General features: G+C 59.5%; 16 protein-coding genes. 9 read left to right on the top strand and 7 right to left on the bottom strand.

What is annotated here, in order from left to right; genetic code table 11:
• Nucleotides 1–222 precede the first annotated feature (222 nt).
• Together sodB and KP808_RS20285 are read right to left on the bottom strand one after the other, a co-directional pair.
• Nucleotides 223–804, bottom strand: a complete 582-nt coding sequence (sodB, locus tag KP808_RS20290) for a superoxide dismutase [Fe] (protein WP_058400741.1) — start codon at nucleotides 802–804, stop codon at nucleotides 223–225.
• A gap of 192 nt (nucleotides 805–996) precedes the next feature.
• The gene (locus KP808_RS20285; RefSeq protein ID WP_058409273.1) at nucleotides 997–1,599 is read right to left on the bottom strand and encodes a LysE/ArgO family amino acid transporter; all 603 of its coding nucleotides are present in this window, start codon (nucleotides 1,597–1,599) and stop codon (nucleotides 997–999) included.
• A 94-nt stretch (nucleotides 1,600–1,693) separates the two neighbouring features.
• On the opposite strand from KP808_RS20285, the gene KP808_RS20280 reads away from it, so the two are divergent.
• The 4 genes from KP808_RS20280 to KP808_RS20265 all read left to right on the top strand — a co-directional run bounded on the left by KP808_RS20280 (nucleotide 1,694) and on the right by KP808_RS20265 (nucleotide 5,491).
• Nucleotides 1,694–2,593, top strand: a complete 900-nt coding sequence (locus tag KP808_RS20280; RefSeq protein ID WP_058409272.1) for a LysR family transcriptional regulator ArgP — start codon at nucleotides 1,694–1,696, stop codon at nucleotides 2,591–2,593.
• A 74-nt stretch (nucleotides 2,594–2,667) separates the two neighbouring features.
• Complete coding sequence (locus tag KP808_RS20275) at nucleotides 2,668–3,660, top strand: NAD-dependent epimerase/dehydratase family protein (protein ID WP_004656428.1); 993 nt, start codon at nucleotides 2,668–2,670, stop codon at nucleotides 3,658–3,660.
• Between the two features lie 84 nt (nucleotides 3,661–3,744).
• Complete coding sequence (locus KP808_RS20270; protein WP_230016771.1) at nucleotides 3,745–4,596, top strand: ATPase; 852 nt, start codon at nucleotides 3,745–3,747, stop codon at nucleotides 4,594–4,596.
• Between the two features lie 163 nt (nucleotides 4,597–4,759).
• Nucleotides 4,760–5,491: a hypothetical protein gene (locus tag KP808_RS20265; RefSeq protein WP_230018929.1), complete on the top strand. Its 732-nt coding sequence runs from the start codon at nucleotides 4,760–4,762 to the stop codon at nucleotides 5,489–5,491.
• A gap of 71 nt (nucleotides 5,492–5,562) precedes the next feature.
• Here the strand turns inward: KP808_RS20265 and KP808_RS20260 are convergent, their stop codons facing one another.
• The 3 genes from KP808_RS20260 to KP808_RS20250 are packed head-to-tail and all read right to left on the bottom strand — an operon-like array spanning nucleotide 5,563 to nucleotide 8,143.
• On the bottom strand, nucleotides 5,563–6,612 hold the full coding sequence (locus tag KP808_RS20260; RefSeq protein ID WP_002555001.1) for an alkene reductase: 1,050 nt from the start codon (nucleotides 6,610–6,612) through the stop codon (nucleotides 5,563–5,565).
• 21 nt (nucleotides 6,613–6,633) lie between these two features.
• A complete protein-coding gene (locus KP808_RS20255) occupies nucleotides 6,634–7,800 on the bottom strand; it encodes an MFS transporter (protein ID WP_058400745.1) in 1,167 nt (388 codons plus the stop codon).
• Nucleotides 7,801–7,828: 28 nt separating this feature from the next.
• Nucleotides 7,829–8,143 carry an ArsR/SmtB family transcription factor gene (locus KP808_RS20250; protein WP_230016770.1) on the bottom strand — a complete coding sequence of 105 codons (315 nt, stop codon included), beginning with the start codon at nucleotides 8,141–8,143 and terminating at the stop codon, nucleotides 7,829–7,831.
• Between the two features lie 164 nt (nucleotides 8,144–8,307).
• On the opposite strand from KP808_RS20250, the gene KP808_RS20245 reads away from it, so the two are divergent.
• The gene (locus KP808_RS20245; protein ID WP_005734687.1) at nucleotides 8,308–8,907 is read left to right on the top strand and encodes an acyl carrier protein phosphodiesterase; all 600 of its coding nucleotides are present in this window, start codon (nucleotides 8,308–8,310) and stop codon (nucleotides 8,905–8,907) included.
• Here KP808_RS20245 and KP808_RS20240 read toward each other — a convergent pair.
• Together KP808_RS20240 and olsB are read right to left on the bottom strand one after the other, a co-directional pair.
• Complete coding sequence (locus KP808_RS20240; protein ID WP_230016769.1) at nucleotides 8,865–9,701, bottom strand: lysophospholipid acyltransferase family protein; 837 nt, start codon at nucleotides 9,699–9,701, stop codon at nucleotides 8,865–8,867. The genes KP808_RS20245 and KP808_RS20240 overlap by 43 nt on opposite strands.
• On the bottom strand, nucleotides 9,701–10,456 hold the full coding sequence (gene olsB / locus KP808_RS20235) for an L-ornithine N(alpha)-acyltransferase (protein ID WP_005741003.1): 756 nt from the start codon (nucleotides 10,454–10,456) through the stop codon (nucleotides 9,701–9,703). The genes KP808_RS20240 and olsB overlap by 1 nt, the downstream gene beginning before the upstream one ends.
• A gap of 313 nt (nucleotides 10,457–10,769) precedes the next feature.
• On the opposite strand from olsB, the gene KP808_RS20230 reads away from it, so the two are divergent.
• The 4 genes from KP808_RS20230 to KP808_RS20215 all read left to right on the top strand — a co-directional run bounded on the left by KP808_RS20230 (nucleotide 10,770) and on the right by KP808_RS20215 (nucleotide 14,033).
• Nucleotides 10,770–11,876, top strand: coding sequence for a serine hydrolase domain-containing protein (locus KP808_RS20230; RefSeq protein WP_230016768.1), 1,107 nt, complete (start codon nucleotides 10,770–10,772; stop codon nucleotides 11,874–11,876).
• The gene (locus KP808_RS20225; RefSeq protein WP_005741005.1) at nucleotides 11,873–12,211 is read left to right on the top strand and encodes a hypothetical protein; all 339 of its coding nucleotides are present in this window, start codon (nucleotides 11,873–11,875) and stop codon (nucleotides 12,209–12,211) included. The genes KP808_RS20230 and KP808_RS20225 overlap by 4 nt, the downstream gene beginning before the upstream one ends.
• A gap of 81 nt (nucleotides 12,212–12,292) precedes the next feature.
• Nucleotides 12,293–12,874, top strand: a complete 582-nt coding sequence (locus tag KP808_RS20220) for a YceI family protein (RefSeq protein WP_230016767.1) — start codon at nucleotides 12,293–12,295, stop codon at nucleotides 12,872–12,874.
• Between the two features lies 1 nt (nucleotide 12,875).
• Nucleotides 12,876–14,033 (top strand): phospholipase D-like domain-containing protein, encoded by a 1,158-nt coding sequence (locus tag KP808_RS20215; RefSeq protein WP_005734681.1) that lies wholly within the window; start codon nucleotides 12,876–12,878, stop codon nucleotides 14,031–14,033.
• Nucleotides 14,034–14,058: the final 25 nt, after the last annotated feature.

Raw genomic sequence — 14,058 nt, 5'->3', positions numbered from 1 at the left:
TGAGCAGAACACTGTAAAGAATTACGTCGTGATGCGAGTCAGCTAGCGTTTTCTGACAATACACAAAGTAACAGCGGCAGGCGAAAAAACATTTGCTGTTCACCTGACTGGCAGGTCGAAGTCTGACGCCGTTTATTAAACACGAATCCGGAAAGACTACAGGTGTAAACCTGGAGCATAAAAAACCCGGCGCGAGGCCGGGTTTTTTCGATGACGCTGGACTCAGGCTGCGAATTGCTCGGCCACGAAGTCCCAGTTCACCAGGTTCCAGAACGCTTCTACGTATTTCGGACGCAGATTGCGATAGTCGATGTAGTAGGCGTGTTCCCAGACGTCGCAGGTCAGCAATGGCTTGTCGCCGCTGGTCAGCGGATTGCCGGCACCGATGGTGCTGGCCAGAGCCAGAGAGCCGTCAGCCTTCTTAACCAGCCAGCCCCAGCCGGAGCCGAAAGTGCCGATGGAGGTTTTGCTGAACTCTTCCTTGAACTTGTCGAAGGAACCGAACGCCTTGTTGATTGCTTCGGCCAGCGCGCCGGTAGGTTCGCCGCCAGCTTTAGGGGCCAGGCAGTTCCAGTAGAACGTGTGGTTCCAGACCTGAGCGGCGTTGTTGAAGATACCGCCCGAAGAGGTCTTGATGATTTCTTCCAGGGTCTTGCCTTCGAACTCGGTGCCTGGCACCAGGTTGTTCAGGTTCACGACGTAGGTGTTGTGGTGCTTGTCGTGGTGATATTCCAGAGTCTCCGCAGAAATGTGCGGCACCAGAGCGTCTTTGGCGTAGGGCAGTGGCGGCAATTCAAAAGCCATGGTTTATCTCCTTTCAGGTCAATTGCGGTAATCGCACGGCCGATCACGGGCGGCCAGATACAGCATGCACCGGGAGTTTTACTCTTTTGCGGCGCAGACCCCGGATCATAGCACCGGGTCTGCGGCTTAACCACGCAACAACTGTGTGGGATAGAGGTTCCAACGCGTTTGACCTGGCGCTCATGAAACCGGTCAGGCTGAGCGGATCAACTGAAAGGCCACGCTGAACATCATCACGGCGATCATCACGTCCAGCATGCGCCATGTGGCGGGGCGGGCGAGCCAGGGCGCGAGCCATGCCGCGCCAAGTGCCAGGCTTGAGAACCACAGCAGCGAGGCGCTGGCAGCGCCGGCCACGTAAGCCCCCGGCACGTCCTGTTGCGCTCCGAGCGAGCCAATCAGCAGCACGGTGTCCAGATACACATGCGGGTTCAGCAAGGTAACGGCCAGCGCACTGAGCAACACCGTGCGCAATGATCTTTTGCCAACGGCTGCGTTGTGTTCAAGGCTTTGCCGCGAGCAGGCGCGGCGCAATGCCTGCAGGCCATACCAGCTCAGGAATATCACACCGCCCCAGCGCGCTACCGCCAGCAATGTCGGGTTTTGTGCGAGCACATTGGCCAGTCCGAAGACGCCTGCCGCTACCAGAATGGCGTCGCAGACAATGCACAATAGCGCGACGGGTACGTGATGTTCACGGCGCAGGCCCTGAGCGAGCACAAAAGCGTTCTGAGTACCGATAGCCATGATCAGGCCTGCCGCGATCAGCAGGCCATTGAGGTAGCTTTGCCACATAAAGACGTTCCATTGAGCAGATTCGGATGGCGATTCTTATGCGTTGAGCGCTATAAGGAAAATAAATAATGTTCATCGCTCATTAGGAAAACTGATGTTCGACTACAAATTGTTATCTGCATTGGCGGCTGTGATCGAGCAAGCCGGTTTTGAGCGTGCCGCTCAGGTACTGGGGCTGTCTCAATCTGCGGTTTCGCAGCGCATCAAATTGCTGGAGGCACGCATTGGTCTGCCGGTGCTGGTGCGGGCGACGCCACCGAGCCCGACCGACATCGGACGGCGCCTGCTCAATCACGTGCAGCAGGTCCGGCTGCTGGAGCGCGACTTGCAAAGTCAGGTGCCGGCGCTGGATGAAGAGGGCATGCCCGAGCGTCTGCGAATCGCCTTGAATGCCGACAGTCTGGCGACCTGGTGGGCACCGGCCATCGGCGCGTTTTGCACGCAACACCGGCTGTTGCTGGATCTGGTCGTTGAAGATCAGGACGTAGGCCTCAAGCGCATGCGTGCCGGCGAGGTCGCGGCCTGCCTGTGTGGCAGCGAGCGTCCGGTGGCCGGGGCGCGCAGCCTGTTGCTGGGGGCCATGCGCTATCGGGCGCTGGCCAGTCCGGCATTCATCGCCCGCCATTTTCCGCACGGTGTGAGCCCGGAAAACCTGGCCAGATCGGCAGCGCTGGTGTACGGGCCGGACGACCTTTTGCAGCATCGTTATCTGGCACTTCTTGGTGTTCAGGACGGCTTCGAGCATCATTTGTGCCCGTCCTCCGAAGGTTTCATACGTATGATCGAGGCCGGAATGGGCTGGGGCCTTGCGCCCGAGTTGCAGGTGCGCGACCAATTGCGCAGCGGCACTCTGCTTGAATTGCTGCCGGAGCGCTGCATCGATGTGCCGCTTTACTGGCACCATTGGCGCAATGGCGGGCAGCTCTTGACCCGGCTTACCGAACATCTTGCGCAACATTCGGCCGATTGGCTGGTGCCGCTGAGCGAGGAATGATCGTCAACATGATCATGTGTAATCCATGCAGGCAGGGTTTTCCCTTTCCTGCAGATGCGTTAACGGAGCGGTAAATGAAGATTCTGGTCACCGGCGCGAGCGGCTTCATCGGCGGACGCTTTGCGCGTTTTGCCCTTGAGCAGGGCATGAGCGTACGGATCAATGGCCGTCGTGCCGAAGGTGTCGAGCACCTGGTCAGGCGTGGCGCAGAGTTCATCCAGGGCGACCTCGCTGACCCTTATCTGGTGCGGGCGCTGTGCGATGACGTGGAAGCGGTGGTGCACTGCGCAGGCTCGGTCGGCCTGTGGGGACGGCGCCAGGATTTCATGCAGGGCAACGTGCAGCTCACCGAAAATATCGTCGAAGGCTGCCTGAAACAAAGGGTGCGAAGGCTGGTTCATCTTTCGTCGCCCTCCATCTACTTTGATGGCAAGTCGCACCGTGGCATCAAGGAAGAGCAGGTGCCCAAGCGCTTCCATAACCACTATGCGGCGACCAAATACCTGGCCGAGCAAAAGGTCTTCGGTGCCGAAGAGTTCGGCCTGGAGGTGATCGCCCTGCGGCCGCGCTTTGTCACCGGCGCAGGCGACAACAGTATTTTCCCGCGTTTGCTGCACATGCAGCGCAAGAAGCGTCTGTCGATTGTCGGCAACGGTTTGAATGTGGTGGATTTCACCAGCATGCACAACCTCAACGAAGCCATGCTGAGCAGCTTGCTGGCAACCGGCTCGGCGCTGGGCAAGGCCTACAACATCAGCAACGGCACGCCGGTCCCGCTGTGGGATGCGATCAATTATGTGATGCGCCAGATGCATCTGCCTCAAGTCACCCGTTATCGTTCATACGGGCTGGCCTACAGTGCCGCGGCGATCAATGAAGGTGCCTGCCTGCTGTGGCCGGGCCGACCTGAACCTACCCTGTCAAGAATGGGCATGCAGGTCATGAACAGGGATTTTACGCTTGATATCAGTCGCGCCAGGCATTATCTGGATTATCAGCCTCAGGTCAGCCTGTGGACGGCGCTGGATGAATTCTGTGGCTGGTGGCAGGCACAGCACGCAATCTGAATGCGGTAGTGGCACAGTGAGATTGGTTACGCGCTGTTGTTATACTGCCCGACTTTGGTTTAACAGCTTCCTGAAGGGTTATTCATGCGCAACGATCCATACGATGACGTCGATGACGTTCCCAGCCTGAGCGCCAAGGACGATGATGACGACTTCGCGCCGGGCAATGGTGCACGCGAACGCACCACGGTCTATTCGCGTACCACACCGGTGGTCAAGGTAAAGGGGCCGAGCACAGGACCGTTATGGGCGTTGGTCGGCGCGCTGTTCATTGCCTTTTGTGGTCTGGGCTGGTGGAGCTTTCAGCAAGTTTCTCTCATGGAGCAGCAATTGGTCGCCACTCAGGAGAGCTTTGCGCGCATCAGCGAAGAAGCGGCGGGACGCCTGCAGGATATTTCCGGCAAAGTCGTTGCGACCGAGGCGCTGTCCAGCGATGGCGAGGCGCTCAAGCAGCGCATCAAGCTGCTGGAAGCGCAACTGGAAGATCAGGACAAACAGCGCGAGGGCGTTGAAGGCCAGCAGGGCAGTCTCGACAAGCGCCTGGAGCAGATGGCCGCGCAAACCGCCCAGCAGCACAGTGAAAGCGCGCAGTTGCAGGAGCAGCTCAAAAGCGTCGTCGCTGAGCTGACCACGCTGAAAGCCGCGCTACCCGATCTGAAAACCGCACAGGCCGATCAGGGCAAGCTGGATGCGCAGATCAAAAGCGTGGCAGCCGATGTTGCGACACTGAAGAAACAGAGCAACCCGTCGGCTGCTGTCGAGCGCCTGGAACAGGACCTGATGGTCATGAAAAGCGAGCAGGAAAACCGCCCGGCCCCTTCAGCAGAGGCCAATACTGCCGAGTTCGACGCGTTTCGTGCTCAGGTCACCCGCAATATCAATACCCTCACCAGCCAGATCCAGAATCTGTCGCAACAGCTCAACGCGCGTCGTTGAAGGCGAGACTTGCCGGCGGCTGTCCATAGCAGATAGCCGCTGGCAAATTTCCTGACATTTTTTTGTACTCGTTAAATAGATATGTGCTTGCCAATGGAGGGAAGGCTTACGCTTGCCTGACTGTTAAATAAATGGAGTTTCAATAATGAATGGAATCAATGAGATGTACGCCGATGCCCCGCAAGAAACGACCGAAAATTACATCCCGGCTGAAGACTCAGGCCAGGGAGTAGACGAAGTTGCCAGGACGCCGTTGCCCACTTACGCCGAAGTACCGGGTTATCCGGAGGATTTGCTACTCCAGCGGGCCAAGCCACCGGTGAAGTTCAAACCGCCTGTAAAGCCACCTGTAAAACCTCCGGTCAAGGTGACAGGTCCGGTGAGACCGCCCGTGAGACCGCCCGTGAGACCGCCTGTGAAACCCTCGATCAAGGTGAGAAAGCCAGTGAGGCCACCTGTAAAACCGCCTGTTAAACCGGTTATCAAACCACCCGTTGCGCGAAAGTTACCGCCGGCCCCTGAGGCACCTTCGCGCCTGGACAAGCTGCTGGCAATCATCAACACGGGCACCGGTGTTTTACAACTGATCCACCCGCTCAACAGTGTCTTCAACCCGGATGGTACGGTCAGCTATCCGAATGGAAGTGTTGCGGCGGCAGATGGCCAGTCCTTGAAGCACACGGATGGCACTGTTCAACACCTGGATGGCACCACCGTGCGTGCCGACGGTTCGGTCGAGCACCCCGGCGGCGATGTTCAACACAAGGACGGGACCTGGGTCATGGCAGATGGCTCTGTCAACTACCCCGACGGTCGCTGGAAGTTAACGGACGGCACGATCACTGATGCCGAAGGCAATGTGCTAGGTACAGTCGGGCCTGAGGCTAAGCTGTAACAGCAATAAGTACGGGCGATAAAAAACCCTGGCTCTTGCGAGTCAGGGTTTTTTGCTGTTGCAGCGCCGTGTTACAGGCGTGGGTAGTCGATATAGCCGACCGGCCCTTTGCCGTAGAACGTTTCGGGATGCGCTTCATTCAGAGGTGCATCGCTGGCCAGGCGCTCAGGCAGGTCCGGGTTGGCGATATAAGGCACACCAAATGCGATAGCGTCGGCCTTGCCTTCTGCCAGCCAGGTATTTGCGGTGTCCTTGGTGAATTTTTCATTGGCGATGTAGACGCCTCCGAAATCCTTCTTCAACTGCGGGCCGAGGCTGTCTTCGGCGTCACGCTCACGGGCACAGATGAACGCGATACCGCGCTTGCCAAGCTCTTTGGCCACGTAGCTGAAGGTTTCAGTGCGGTTAGCATCGCTCATGTCGTGCATGTCGAAGCGAGGCGAAAGGTGTACGCCCACGCGACCAGCGCCCCACACCTCAATGACCGCATCAGTCACTTCCAGCAGCAGACGGGCACGGTTTTCTACCGAACCGCCGTACTCGTCAGTTCGCTGGTTGGAGCCGGTCAGCAGGAATTGTTCCAGCAGGTAGCCGTTGGCACCGTGTACTTCCACGCCGTCGAAGCCCGCAGCCTTGGCGTTTTCCGCACCGACGCGATAGGCCTCGACGATGTCACCGATTTCCGCCAGTTCAAGCGCGCGCGGGGTCGGCAGCGGGGTGATCGGGCGCATCAGGCTGACGTGGCCTTCAGCTGCGATAGCGCTAGGGGCCACCGGAGTTTCGCCGTTCAGGTACGCCGGGTGGGAGATGCGGCCAACGTGCCACAGCTGCAGCACGATGCGGCCACCAGCGGTATGCACGGCCTTGGTGATGTTGCTCCAGCCACGTACTTGATCGTTGGACCAGATGCCGGGTGTGTCCGGGTAACCAACACCCATCGGCGTGACCGATGTGGCTTCAGTCAGGATCAGGCCTGCAGAAGCACGCTGCACGTAATACTCGGACATCAATGCATTGGGCACGCGACCTTCGTCGGCGCGGCAGCGCGTCAGTGGCGCCATGATGATGCGGTTTGGCAGTTGCAGATCGCCAATGGTGATCGGGTCAAAGATAGTCGTCATGTGTCGAATCCTCGTGATTGATCAGTGTGTAGCAGGTGCCAGATCGGGGTTGCCGGTCTGACGGAAAGTAATCAGCGTGATCAGCAGCGCGAGCACAGCCAGCATGGCTGCGGCCAGCGGTACGCTGGTCAGGCCCAGGCCGTGGGCGATGACGCTGCCACCGACCCAGGCACCGAGCGCGTTGCCAACATTGAAAGCGCCGATGTTCAGGGTTGAAACCAGATTGGGCGCGGCTTTGCCGAAGGTCACCACGTTGATCTGCAAGGCGGGTACAGCGGCAAAGGCAGCGACCGCCCAGAGGAACAGGGTGATTTCAGTCGGGATCAACGTGGCGCTGGTCCAGCTGAGAGCGGTTGAGATCACCGCCATCGAAACAAACACGGCAATCAGCGTGGATGACACGCGGCGGTCGGCCATCTTGCCGCCAATCACGTTACCTGCGGTCAGGCCCAGGCCGATCAATAGCAGGGTCCAGGTCACGCCCTTGGGCGATACGCCGGTGACTTCGCCGAGCAGTGGGGCAATGTAGGTGAACAGGGTGAACATGGACGCTGAAAACAAAGCGGTCATGGTCAGCGACAGCCAGATACCGGCACCTTTCAGTGCGGCCAGTTCGGCGCGCATGTCGAGTTTTTCTTCATTGCGGTTGGTCGGCAGAAAGCGGATCAGGCCGATCAGCGCAATCACGCCGATGACTGTTACCGCCCAGAAGGTCGAGCGCCAGCCTGCGTATTGACCCAATGCAGTACCCAAAGGCACGCCCAGCACGTTGGCCAGGGTCAGACCGGTGAACATCAACGCTACTGCCGAAGCGCGGCGATTGGCAGGCACCAGCCCAGCAGCAACTACCGAACCGATGCCGAAGAACGCACCATGACACAGCGCTGTAACCACGCGGGCGAACATCAATACGTTGTAGTCACTGGCCAGTGCGCAGAGCAGGTTGCCGATGATGAAAATGCCCATCAGCGTGACCAGCGCAGCCTTGCGTGGCAGTTTTGCCGTGGCCATGGCCATGAACGGCGCGCCGACGGCCACGCCCAGCGCATAGCCGGTGACCAGCCAGCCTGCGCCGGGGATGGATACACCAAGGTCAGCCGCCACATCGGGCAGCAGGCCCATGATGACGAATTCGGTGGTGCCGATGGCAAAGGCGCTCAGGGCCAGAATGAGTAGCGAAAGAGGCACGGGGCAGCTCCTGGTAAACGTTGGAAAATCAGGTCGGGTTGTTCAGCTCTTCAACCAGCGCCTGAACGAATGCCTGTATGACTTCTTCGTTGCGTCTGAAGAAATGCCATTGGCCGACCTTCTTGCTGCTGATCAGGCCAGCGCGTTGCAAGGTCGCCAGATGGGCCGAGACAGTGGATTGGGACAATCCTGCACGCTGATCGATCTGTCCGGCACACACGCCGTGTTCGATCGAGTACTGCTGAGCAGGAAAGCTCGCGCGGGGGTCCTTCAGCCAGTTCAGGATTTCTCGGCGGACCGGATGGGCCAGGGCTTTTATTATGTCGTCGAGGTCGATAGGCATGTCGTTCTCACAGGCGGTGTAGCGATATATCGCGATAGGGCGAACCTTATATCTGTATTTCGCGATATACAAATATGATTTTGTGCTTAGGATCGCCAAAATCGCTATATCGGGTTATATCGATATATAGACCTCGGCCTTGAAAGCGGCGTAGGCTTGCAGGCATGAACTATCTGGCACATCTCCATCTCGGCGGGCATCGGCCTGCTCAATTGCTTGGCAGCCTGTATGGCGACTTCGTCAAAGGTCCGCTGTCGGGACGTTTTCCTGCAGAGCTTGAAGCGGCCATTCGGCTGCATCGCAGCATTGACGCTTTCACTGACAGCCACCCGCTGATCAAGGCTTCCATTGCCCGCTTTCCATCCCAGCGGCGACGCTATGCAGGCATTATGCTCGACGTCTTTTTCGATCATTGTCTGGCTCGCGACTGGCATCGCTATGCCGATCTGCCGCTGGACGTATTCACTGGCAAAGTCTATGGCACGCTGGCCGCCGAGCCGCAATTGCCCGAGCGGCTCGCATTGATCGCGCCGCGCATGGCCGCGCAGGACTGGCTGGGTTCGTATCGGAATTTCGACGTGCTGGGGCAGGTGCTGAGCGGGATATCGCGACGCTTGTCACGGCCCGAAGGGCTGGCAGGCGGCATGCAGGAACTGCAGGCGCTTTACCAGCCCTTGAGTGCGGATTTCGCCGAGTTCTATCCGCTATTGGAGGATTTTGCTCAGGCTGCCCTGGCCGAGCGCGAAGCCACTTCGCTCGGCTGAGCAGGCTCGCCGGGTACTTGTTTACCGATCACTGAATCCCCCGTGACAGGTTCACCGAACAGCGCCACCTGAACGGCTTGCTGGGCCTTGAACGCCAGTGCAGCGCGCTCCTGATCCGCCGTCGGAATCGGGGTCAGCAGGTGAATGTGCACATCGCTCTGCTCATTGGCGAACAGCCGGCGCAAATGGGACAGCAAATCGTCGTCGCCAATGAACGGGGCAATCGGGTCCGGTTTGCCGTCACGCGAGTAACCGATGGCCACAGGCTGAATCGGCACGCCGGCTTCAATGGCACTGGACAGCAGACGGCCGTGGAAGGTGCGCAGGCTTCTGCCATCGGTGGTGGTGCCTTCCGGGAAGATCAGCAGTGCGTTGCCTTGTTGCAGGTGATTGCACATCTGCTTTTGAATCAGACGGCTGTCGCCCGACCCGCGACGAATGAACAGCGTACCAGCCTTCAGTGCCAGCCAGCCCGCTACCGGCCAGGTCCGGACTTCGGCCTTCGACAGAAACGACAGCGGTGCCAGCATGCCCAGCAGTGCAATGTCGGTCCACGACACATGGTTACTGACCCACAGCATGGGCTGGGTTGGCAACTGACCTGTCACGGTGACGCGAAACGGCAGGGCATTGGTCAGGCGCGCCATGAACCAACGGCTCCAGCGCTGCCTGCGTTCCATCGACCCACCGATTCTGGTGCGTTCGAGAACCGCGAACGTTCCGGCAATCGTCAAGCCGAGCGCCACGACCAGCAGCACCCGGACTACGCGGGCATAGCCGCGTGCCCGGCTCATCACACGGCCGCCTTGAAGTGGCGGGCGTAACGCGGGCACAGATCGTCGCGCTTGAGCAGGATGAAGACGTCGGCCACCTGGAAATCTTCGTCCCAGCAAGGTTCGCCGCAGATCTTGGCGCCCAGGCGCATGTAAGCCTTGAGCAGTGGCGGCATCTCGCAGATCACATTGCTCGGGATATCGAGCGTCGGCAGCGGGTTTTTCGGCTCGGCGCGCAAGTGCTCGTTGCACAGGTAGCGTTCGCGCAGGCGTTGCATGATCGCGTGCGCCTGAATGCCGCCGTCGTGCATCGGGATGCTCGCGCAGCCCATCAGGTAGCTGTAGCCGCCTTCGTTCAGCACCTCGGCCAGCTCGCTCCACAACACCGCGATGGTGCCGCCGTTGCGGTAGGCCGGGTCTACGCAGGTACGGCCCAGCTCAAGAATCGGACCCTGCAGATGAACCAGGCCGTGCAGGCTGAATTCTTCTTCACTGTAGAAACGCCCCAACGTGCTGGCGGCCTTGTGGTCGAGCAGGCGGGTAGTGGCAACCAGACGCCCGGTGTTCAGGTCACGCACACCAATGTGCGAGCAGTGAACATCGTAATCGTCGATATCCAGGCCTTGTTCAGCACCGTTGAGACGGGCGTTGAACTCTTCGCTGAACACACTGAAACGCAACGCCTGTGCTTCCTGCAGGGCGCGCGCTCCAATCAGGCGCTCGGCCTGAAGACGACGTTCAGAAGTGTTGTCACGAATGCGGGCGATCTGGGTCATACGAATCTCCATGAGCCAGCCATGCAGAGTTTGGCTGGTTGACTGATTTGTCCAGGCGCTTTGCCGTACTTGCAGGCTAGGGAGATGGCGTGTCATGCCTGTGAAGCTTTGGTGATGGTTGTGTGACGGGCAACGCTGTGGGCATTTCCACGCTGGTGGAGCGGGAGGAGCGAGCGGCGTACGAAGGACCACTATCGTGCCCATGCTCCGCGTGGGTATGCCGTTCTGGACGCTCTGCGTCCTGTCCCGGGGTAATGGCTGACTGTCACGAAGCCCTGATACGGTATGCGGATTACTCTGTAGAGGCTCTGTCATGCCGCGTAGATCTTTCCGCCTGTGTCTGGTTTTGATCCTGGGCTTCAGTGCCCAGGGCGTCGTTGCTCAAACATGGCCGACAGAGCAATGGTCATCTCAGCCTGCGCCGCGATCTGCGGCAATCGAAGAACTCGAGGCCTACGCCTTCCCAGCTCGCGACGACGCCACACGCAAGGGCATTCGCACCGATGCACTGCTGGTGATTCGTGATGGCGAAGTTGTGTATGAGCGCTACGGCGGTGTGACCACCGCGCAAACCCCGCACCTGACCTGGTCGATCAGCAAGAGCGTGATGGCGACAGTGCTGGGCGTGGCGTTTAACGACGGGCGCTTTCAACTCAATGATCCAGTGGCGAAGTTCTACGCGCCGTTCAAGGCGCACCCCGATATCGCCATCAAAGACCTGATGCACTGGGCTTCGGGGCTGAATTGGCAGGAAGATTACGAATATGCACCGCTTAACTCTTCCGTAGTCGCCATGCTCTACACCCGTGGGCGTGACGACATGGCGCGCTTCACCGCCGAGCACCGCGCAGCCAAATCCCCCGGCAAGGCGTACCTGTATTCCAGCGGCGACAGCACGGTTCTGGCTGCTGCGTTGAAAAATATCGTCGGGCCACAGGCGTATGCGGATTATCCGTGGACCGCACTGTTTGACCCGCTTGGCATTCGCAGTGCCGTCTGGGAAACCGATGGCGTGGGTACATTTGTAGGATCGTCCTATGCCTACATGACTGCCCGCGACCTGGCGCGCATCGGCTTGCTGATGCAGCGCGGCGGGCAATGGCAGGCTCGGCAGTTGCTCAACAAGGAGTGGATGGACTTCGTGTTGACGCCGTTTGCAGGCGAGCAGATAGATGCCAACGTCGAAGTCCCTGGCGGCCAGTGGTGGCTCAATCGAACTGCCGATGGCGGCAGGGGGCCGTGGCCGGATGCGCCCCCTGATACCTTTGCCGCACTGGGCCATTGGGGGCAGGCGCTGTACGTGATCCCTGACCGGAAACTGGTGATCGTGCGCTATGCCGATGACCGCGACGGTAGTTACGACCACAATCAGATGCTCAAGCGCATACAGGCAGCCTTTGGCAAGGAGGGCGGGCAATGAGCAGTCGCCGAATGTTCATCCTGCGTCGACCTTTCAGCAGCCTGCTGTTGCTGATCCTTGCTGCGCTCGCGGTACTTGCCTGGCAGTACCGCGTGAACCTGCAGGCATTCCCCACCATCATCAGTGCCTACACCGCCAAGGAATACTGCTCGTGCAGGTACGTCATGAACAACTCCGAGGCGTATTGCATGGGCTACGTCAAACAGTACGTGCCCAGCGCGCTGATCGACGACAGCAGCCAGAAAAAGGTCATTGCCAACGGGCTTGGACGAACCAGCAGTGCGTCGTGGCAGGGTGAGCGACAAGGCTGCCGACTGTTGCCATCCGAGCCTTGATGGATTACTGCCGAACGTCGTGGTTTGCCAGAGGTCAGACAGGCGGATAAGGTGGCCCTCAATTGCACGTCTGGAGTCTGCATGCTCACTATGAATCGCCTGCTGCTGGTCATGCTGGCCGCAGTGGCGTTACCTGCCCATGCGAACTGGTATCTGGATAACGAGTCGTCGCGGCTCTCGTTCACGTCAACCAAGAATGCCGATATTGCCGAGGTGCATCGCTTCCTCGTGCTGCATGGCAAGGTCGACCCCAAAGGGCTGGCTGAGGTGGAAGTCGAAACGGAGTCCGTTAGCACCGGTATTCCCCTGCGTGACGAGCGCCTGCGGGAGCAGGTGTTTCAGGTACACAAGTTTCCCGTTGCGCAGATCAATGCCCAGCTCGACATGCGCCCGATCAATAATCTTGCCCCCGGCGCGCAACTGGAATTGCGTTTACCACTGACCGTCAGCCTGCGCGGCAAGAGTCACAGCTATAACGCCGAACTGTTGGCGACGCGCCTCGACGAGCGCCGCTTTCAGGTTGTGACGCTCGAACCGCTGGTGATTCATGCTCAGGACTTCGATATGGTTTCGGACTTCAATGCCCTGCGCAACGCGGCAGGCTTGTCGGCGGTCAGTCTGTCAGTCCCGGTCGGGGCTGTCCTGATCTTCACGGCGCGTTGATATGAACGGTGCGATTTTCCCGTGGCGTGAAAACAACCGCTTTCAATTGCTGATTGACGGTCCTGCGTTCTTCCCGCGCATGATTGCAGCCATTGACAGGGCCGAGCAGCAGGTTGACCTGGAGCTGTACCTGGTCGAAGCCGGGGCCTGCGCCGATGCCATCGTGCGGGCGCTGGTCGAGGCGGGCAGGCGTGGTGTGATCGTGCGCTGCCTGTTCGACGACTTCGGTTCTAAAGCCTTCGACGCCGGCCTGCGCAAGCAACTGACCGATGCCGGTGTGATTCTGCGTTTCTACAACCCTATTCACTGGCGACGCGGCGTGCGCAACTTCTACCGCGACCATCGCAAATTGCTGGTAGTCGACAAGACGCTGGCGGTGGTCGGCGGTACGGGTGTAACCGATGAATTCTGGGAGCCAGACAAGGATGTCAGCCAATGGCACGAAGTGATGGTGGAAATCACCGGGCCGCTGGTTCTTGACTGGCAAGCGTTGTTCAACCGGCAGTTTCACGCCAATGCCCGACGTTTCGCCTGGCGCCCGAAAGAAAACTTCGGTCTGGATCATCTGCCCACCGCCCCGGTAGCCGGTGAAGGCCTTGGCCGTGTGGCGTACGCCGACTCTCGCCAGCACCGCGACATTCTGCAATCGCTGGTGCGCACGCTGAACACCGGGCAAAAGCGCATCTGGCTGGCAACCCCTTACTTTCTGCCCACCTGGAAAGTTCGCCGCGCCTTGCGCAGGGCAGCCTCGCGCGGCGTCGATGTACGTTTGCTGCTGACCGGGCCACGCACCGATCACCCGTCCGTACGCTACGCCGGTCACCGTTACTACCCGCGCTTGCTGCGGGCCGGGGTCAAGGTCTTCGAATACCAGCCGTGTTTTCTGCACTTGAAAATGGTCCTGATCGACGACTGGGTGAGCATCGGCTCGTGCAACTTCGACCACTGGAACCTGCGCTTCAACCTTGAAGCCAACCTCGAAGCCCTCGACCCAGGGCTGACCCGCGATGTGGTCGCCAGTTTCGAAAAAGACTTCGCCCTGAGCGCCGAAACCACACTGGCAGACTGGAAGGCCAGACCACTGTGGCGACGCGTCAAACAGCGCTTGTGGGGCTGGATCGACCGGTTGGTGGTGAACCTGCTGGATCAGCGTAATTGAGGTGTACGCGGGGCCGAGCGTGGCC

This window comes from Pseudomonas savastanoi (assembly GCF_020917325.1).
Classification (GTDB): Bacteria; Pseudomonadota; Gammaproteobacteria; order Pseudomonadales; family Pseudomonadaceae; genus Aquipseudomonas; species Aquipseudomonas amygdali.
Note: the sequence above shows the minus strand (reverse complement) of the source record. Positions and strands in the feature narration are given on the sequence as shown.

Coding starts and splice junctions, on each gene's coding strand:
- sodB (WP_058400741.1), bottom strand. CDS start 804: ATGGCTTTTGAATTGCCGCCACTGCCCTACGCCAAAGACGCTCTGGTG.
- KP808_RS20285 (WP_058409273.1), bottom strand. CDS start 1,599: ATGTGGCAAAGCTACCTCAATGGCCTGCTGATCGCGGCAGGCCTGATC.
- KP808_RS20280 (WP_058409272.1), top strand. CDS start 1,694: ATGTTCGACTACAAATTGTTATCTGCATTGGCGGCTGTGATCGAGCAA.
- KP808_RS20275 (WP_004656428.1), top strand. CDS start 2,668: ATGAAGATTCTGGTCACCGGCGCGAGCGGCTTCATCGGCGGACGCTTT.
- KP808_RS20270 (WP_230016771.1), top strand. CDS start 3,745: ATGCGCAACGATCCATACGATGACGTCGATGACGTTCCCAGCCTGAGC.
- KP808_RS20265 (WP_230018929.1), top strand. CDS start 4,760: ATGTACGCCGATGCCCCGCAAGAAACGACCGAAAATTACATCCCGGCT.
- KP808_RS20260 (WP_002555001.1), bottom strand. CDS start 6,612: ATGACGACTATCTTTGACCCGATCACCATTGGCGATCTGCAACTGCCA.
- KP808_RS20250 (WP_230016770.1), bottom strand. CDS start 8,143: ATGCCTATCGACCTCGACGACATAATAAAAGCCCTGGCCCATCCGGTC.
- KP808_RS20245 (WP_005734687.1), top strand. CDS start 8,308: ATGAACTATCTGGCACATCTCCATCTCGGCGGGCATCGGCCTGCTCAA.
- KP808_RS20240 (WP_230016769.1), bottom strand. CDS start 9,701: ATGAGCCGGGCACGCGGCTATGCCCGCGTAGTCCGGGTGCTGCTGGTC.
- olsB (WP_005741003.1), bottom strand. CDS start 10,456: ATGACCCAGATCGCCCGCATTCGTGACAACACTTCTGAACGTCGTCTT.
- KP808_RS20230 (WP_230016768.1), top strand. CDS start 10,770: ATGCCGCGTAGATCTTTCCGCCTGTGTCTGGTTTTGATCCTGGGCTTC.
- KP808_RS20225 (WP_005741005.1), top strand. CDS start 11,873: ATGAGCAGTCGCCGAATGTTCATCCTGCGTCGACCTTTCAGCAGCCTG.
- KP808_RS20220 (WP_230016767.1), top strand. CDS start 12,293: ATGCTCACTATGAATCGCCTGCTGCTGGTCATGCTGGCCGCAGTGGCG.
- KP808_RS20215 (WP_005734681.1), top strand. CDS start 12,876: ATGAACGGTGCGATTTTCCCGTGGCGTGAAAACAACCGCTTTCAATTG.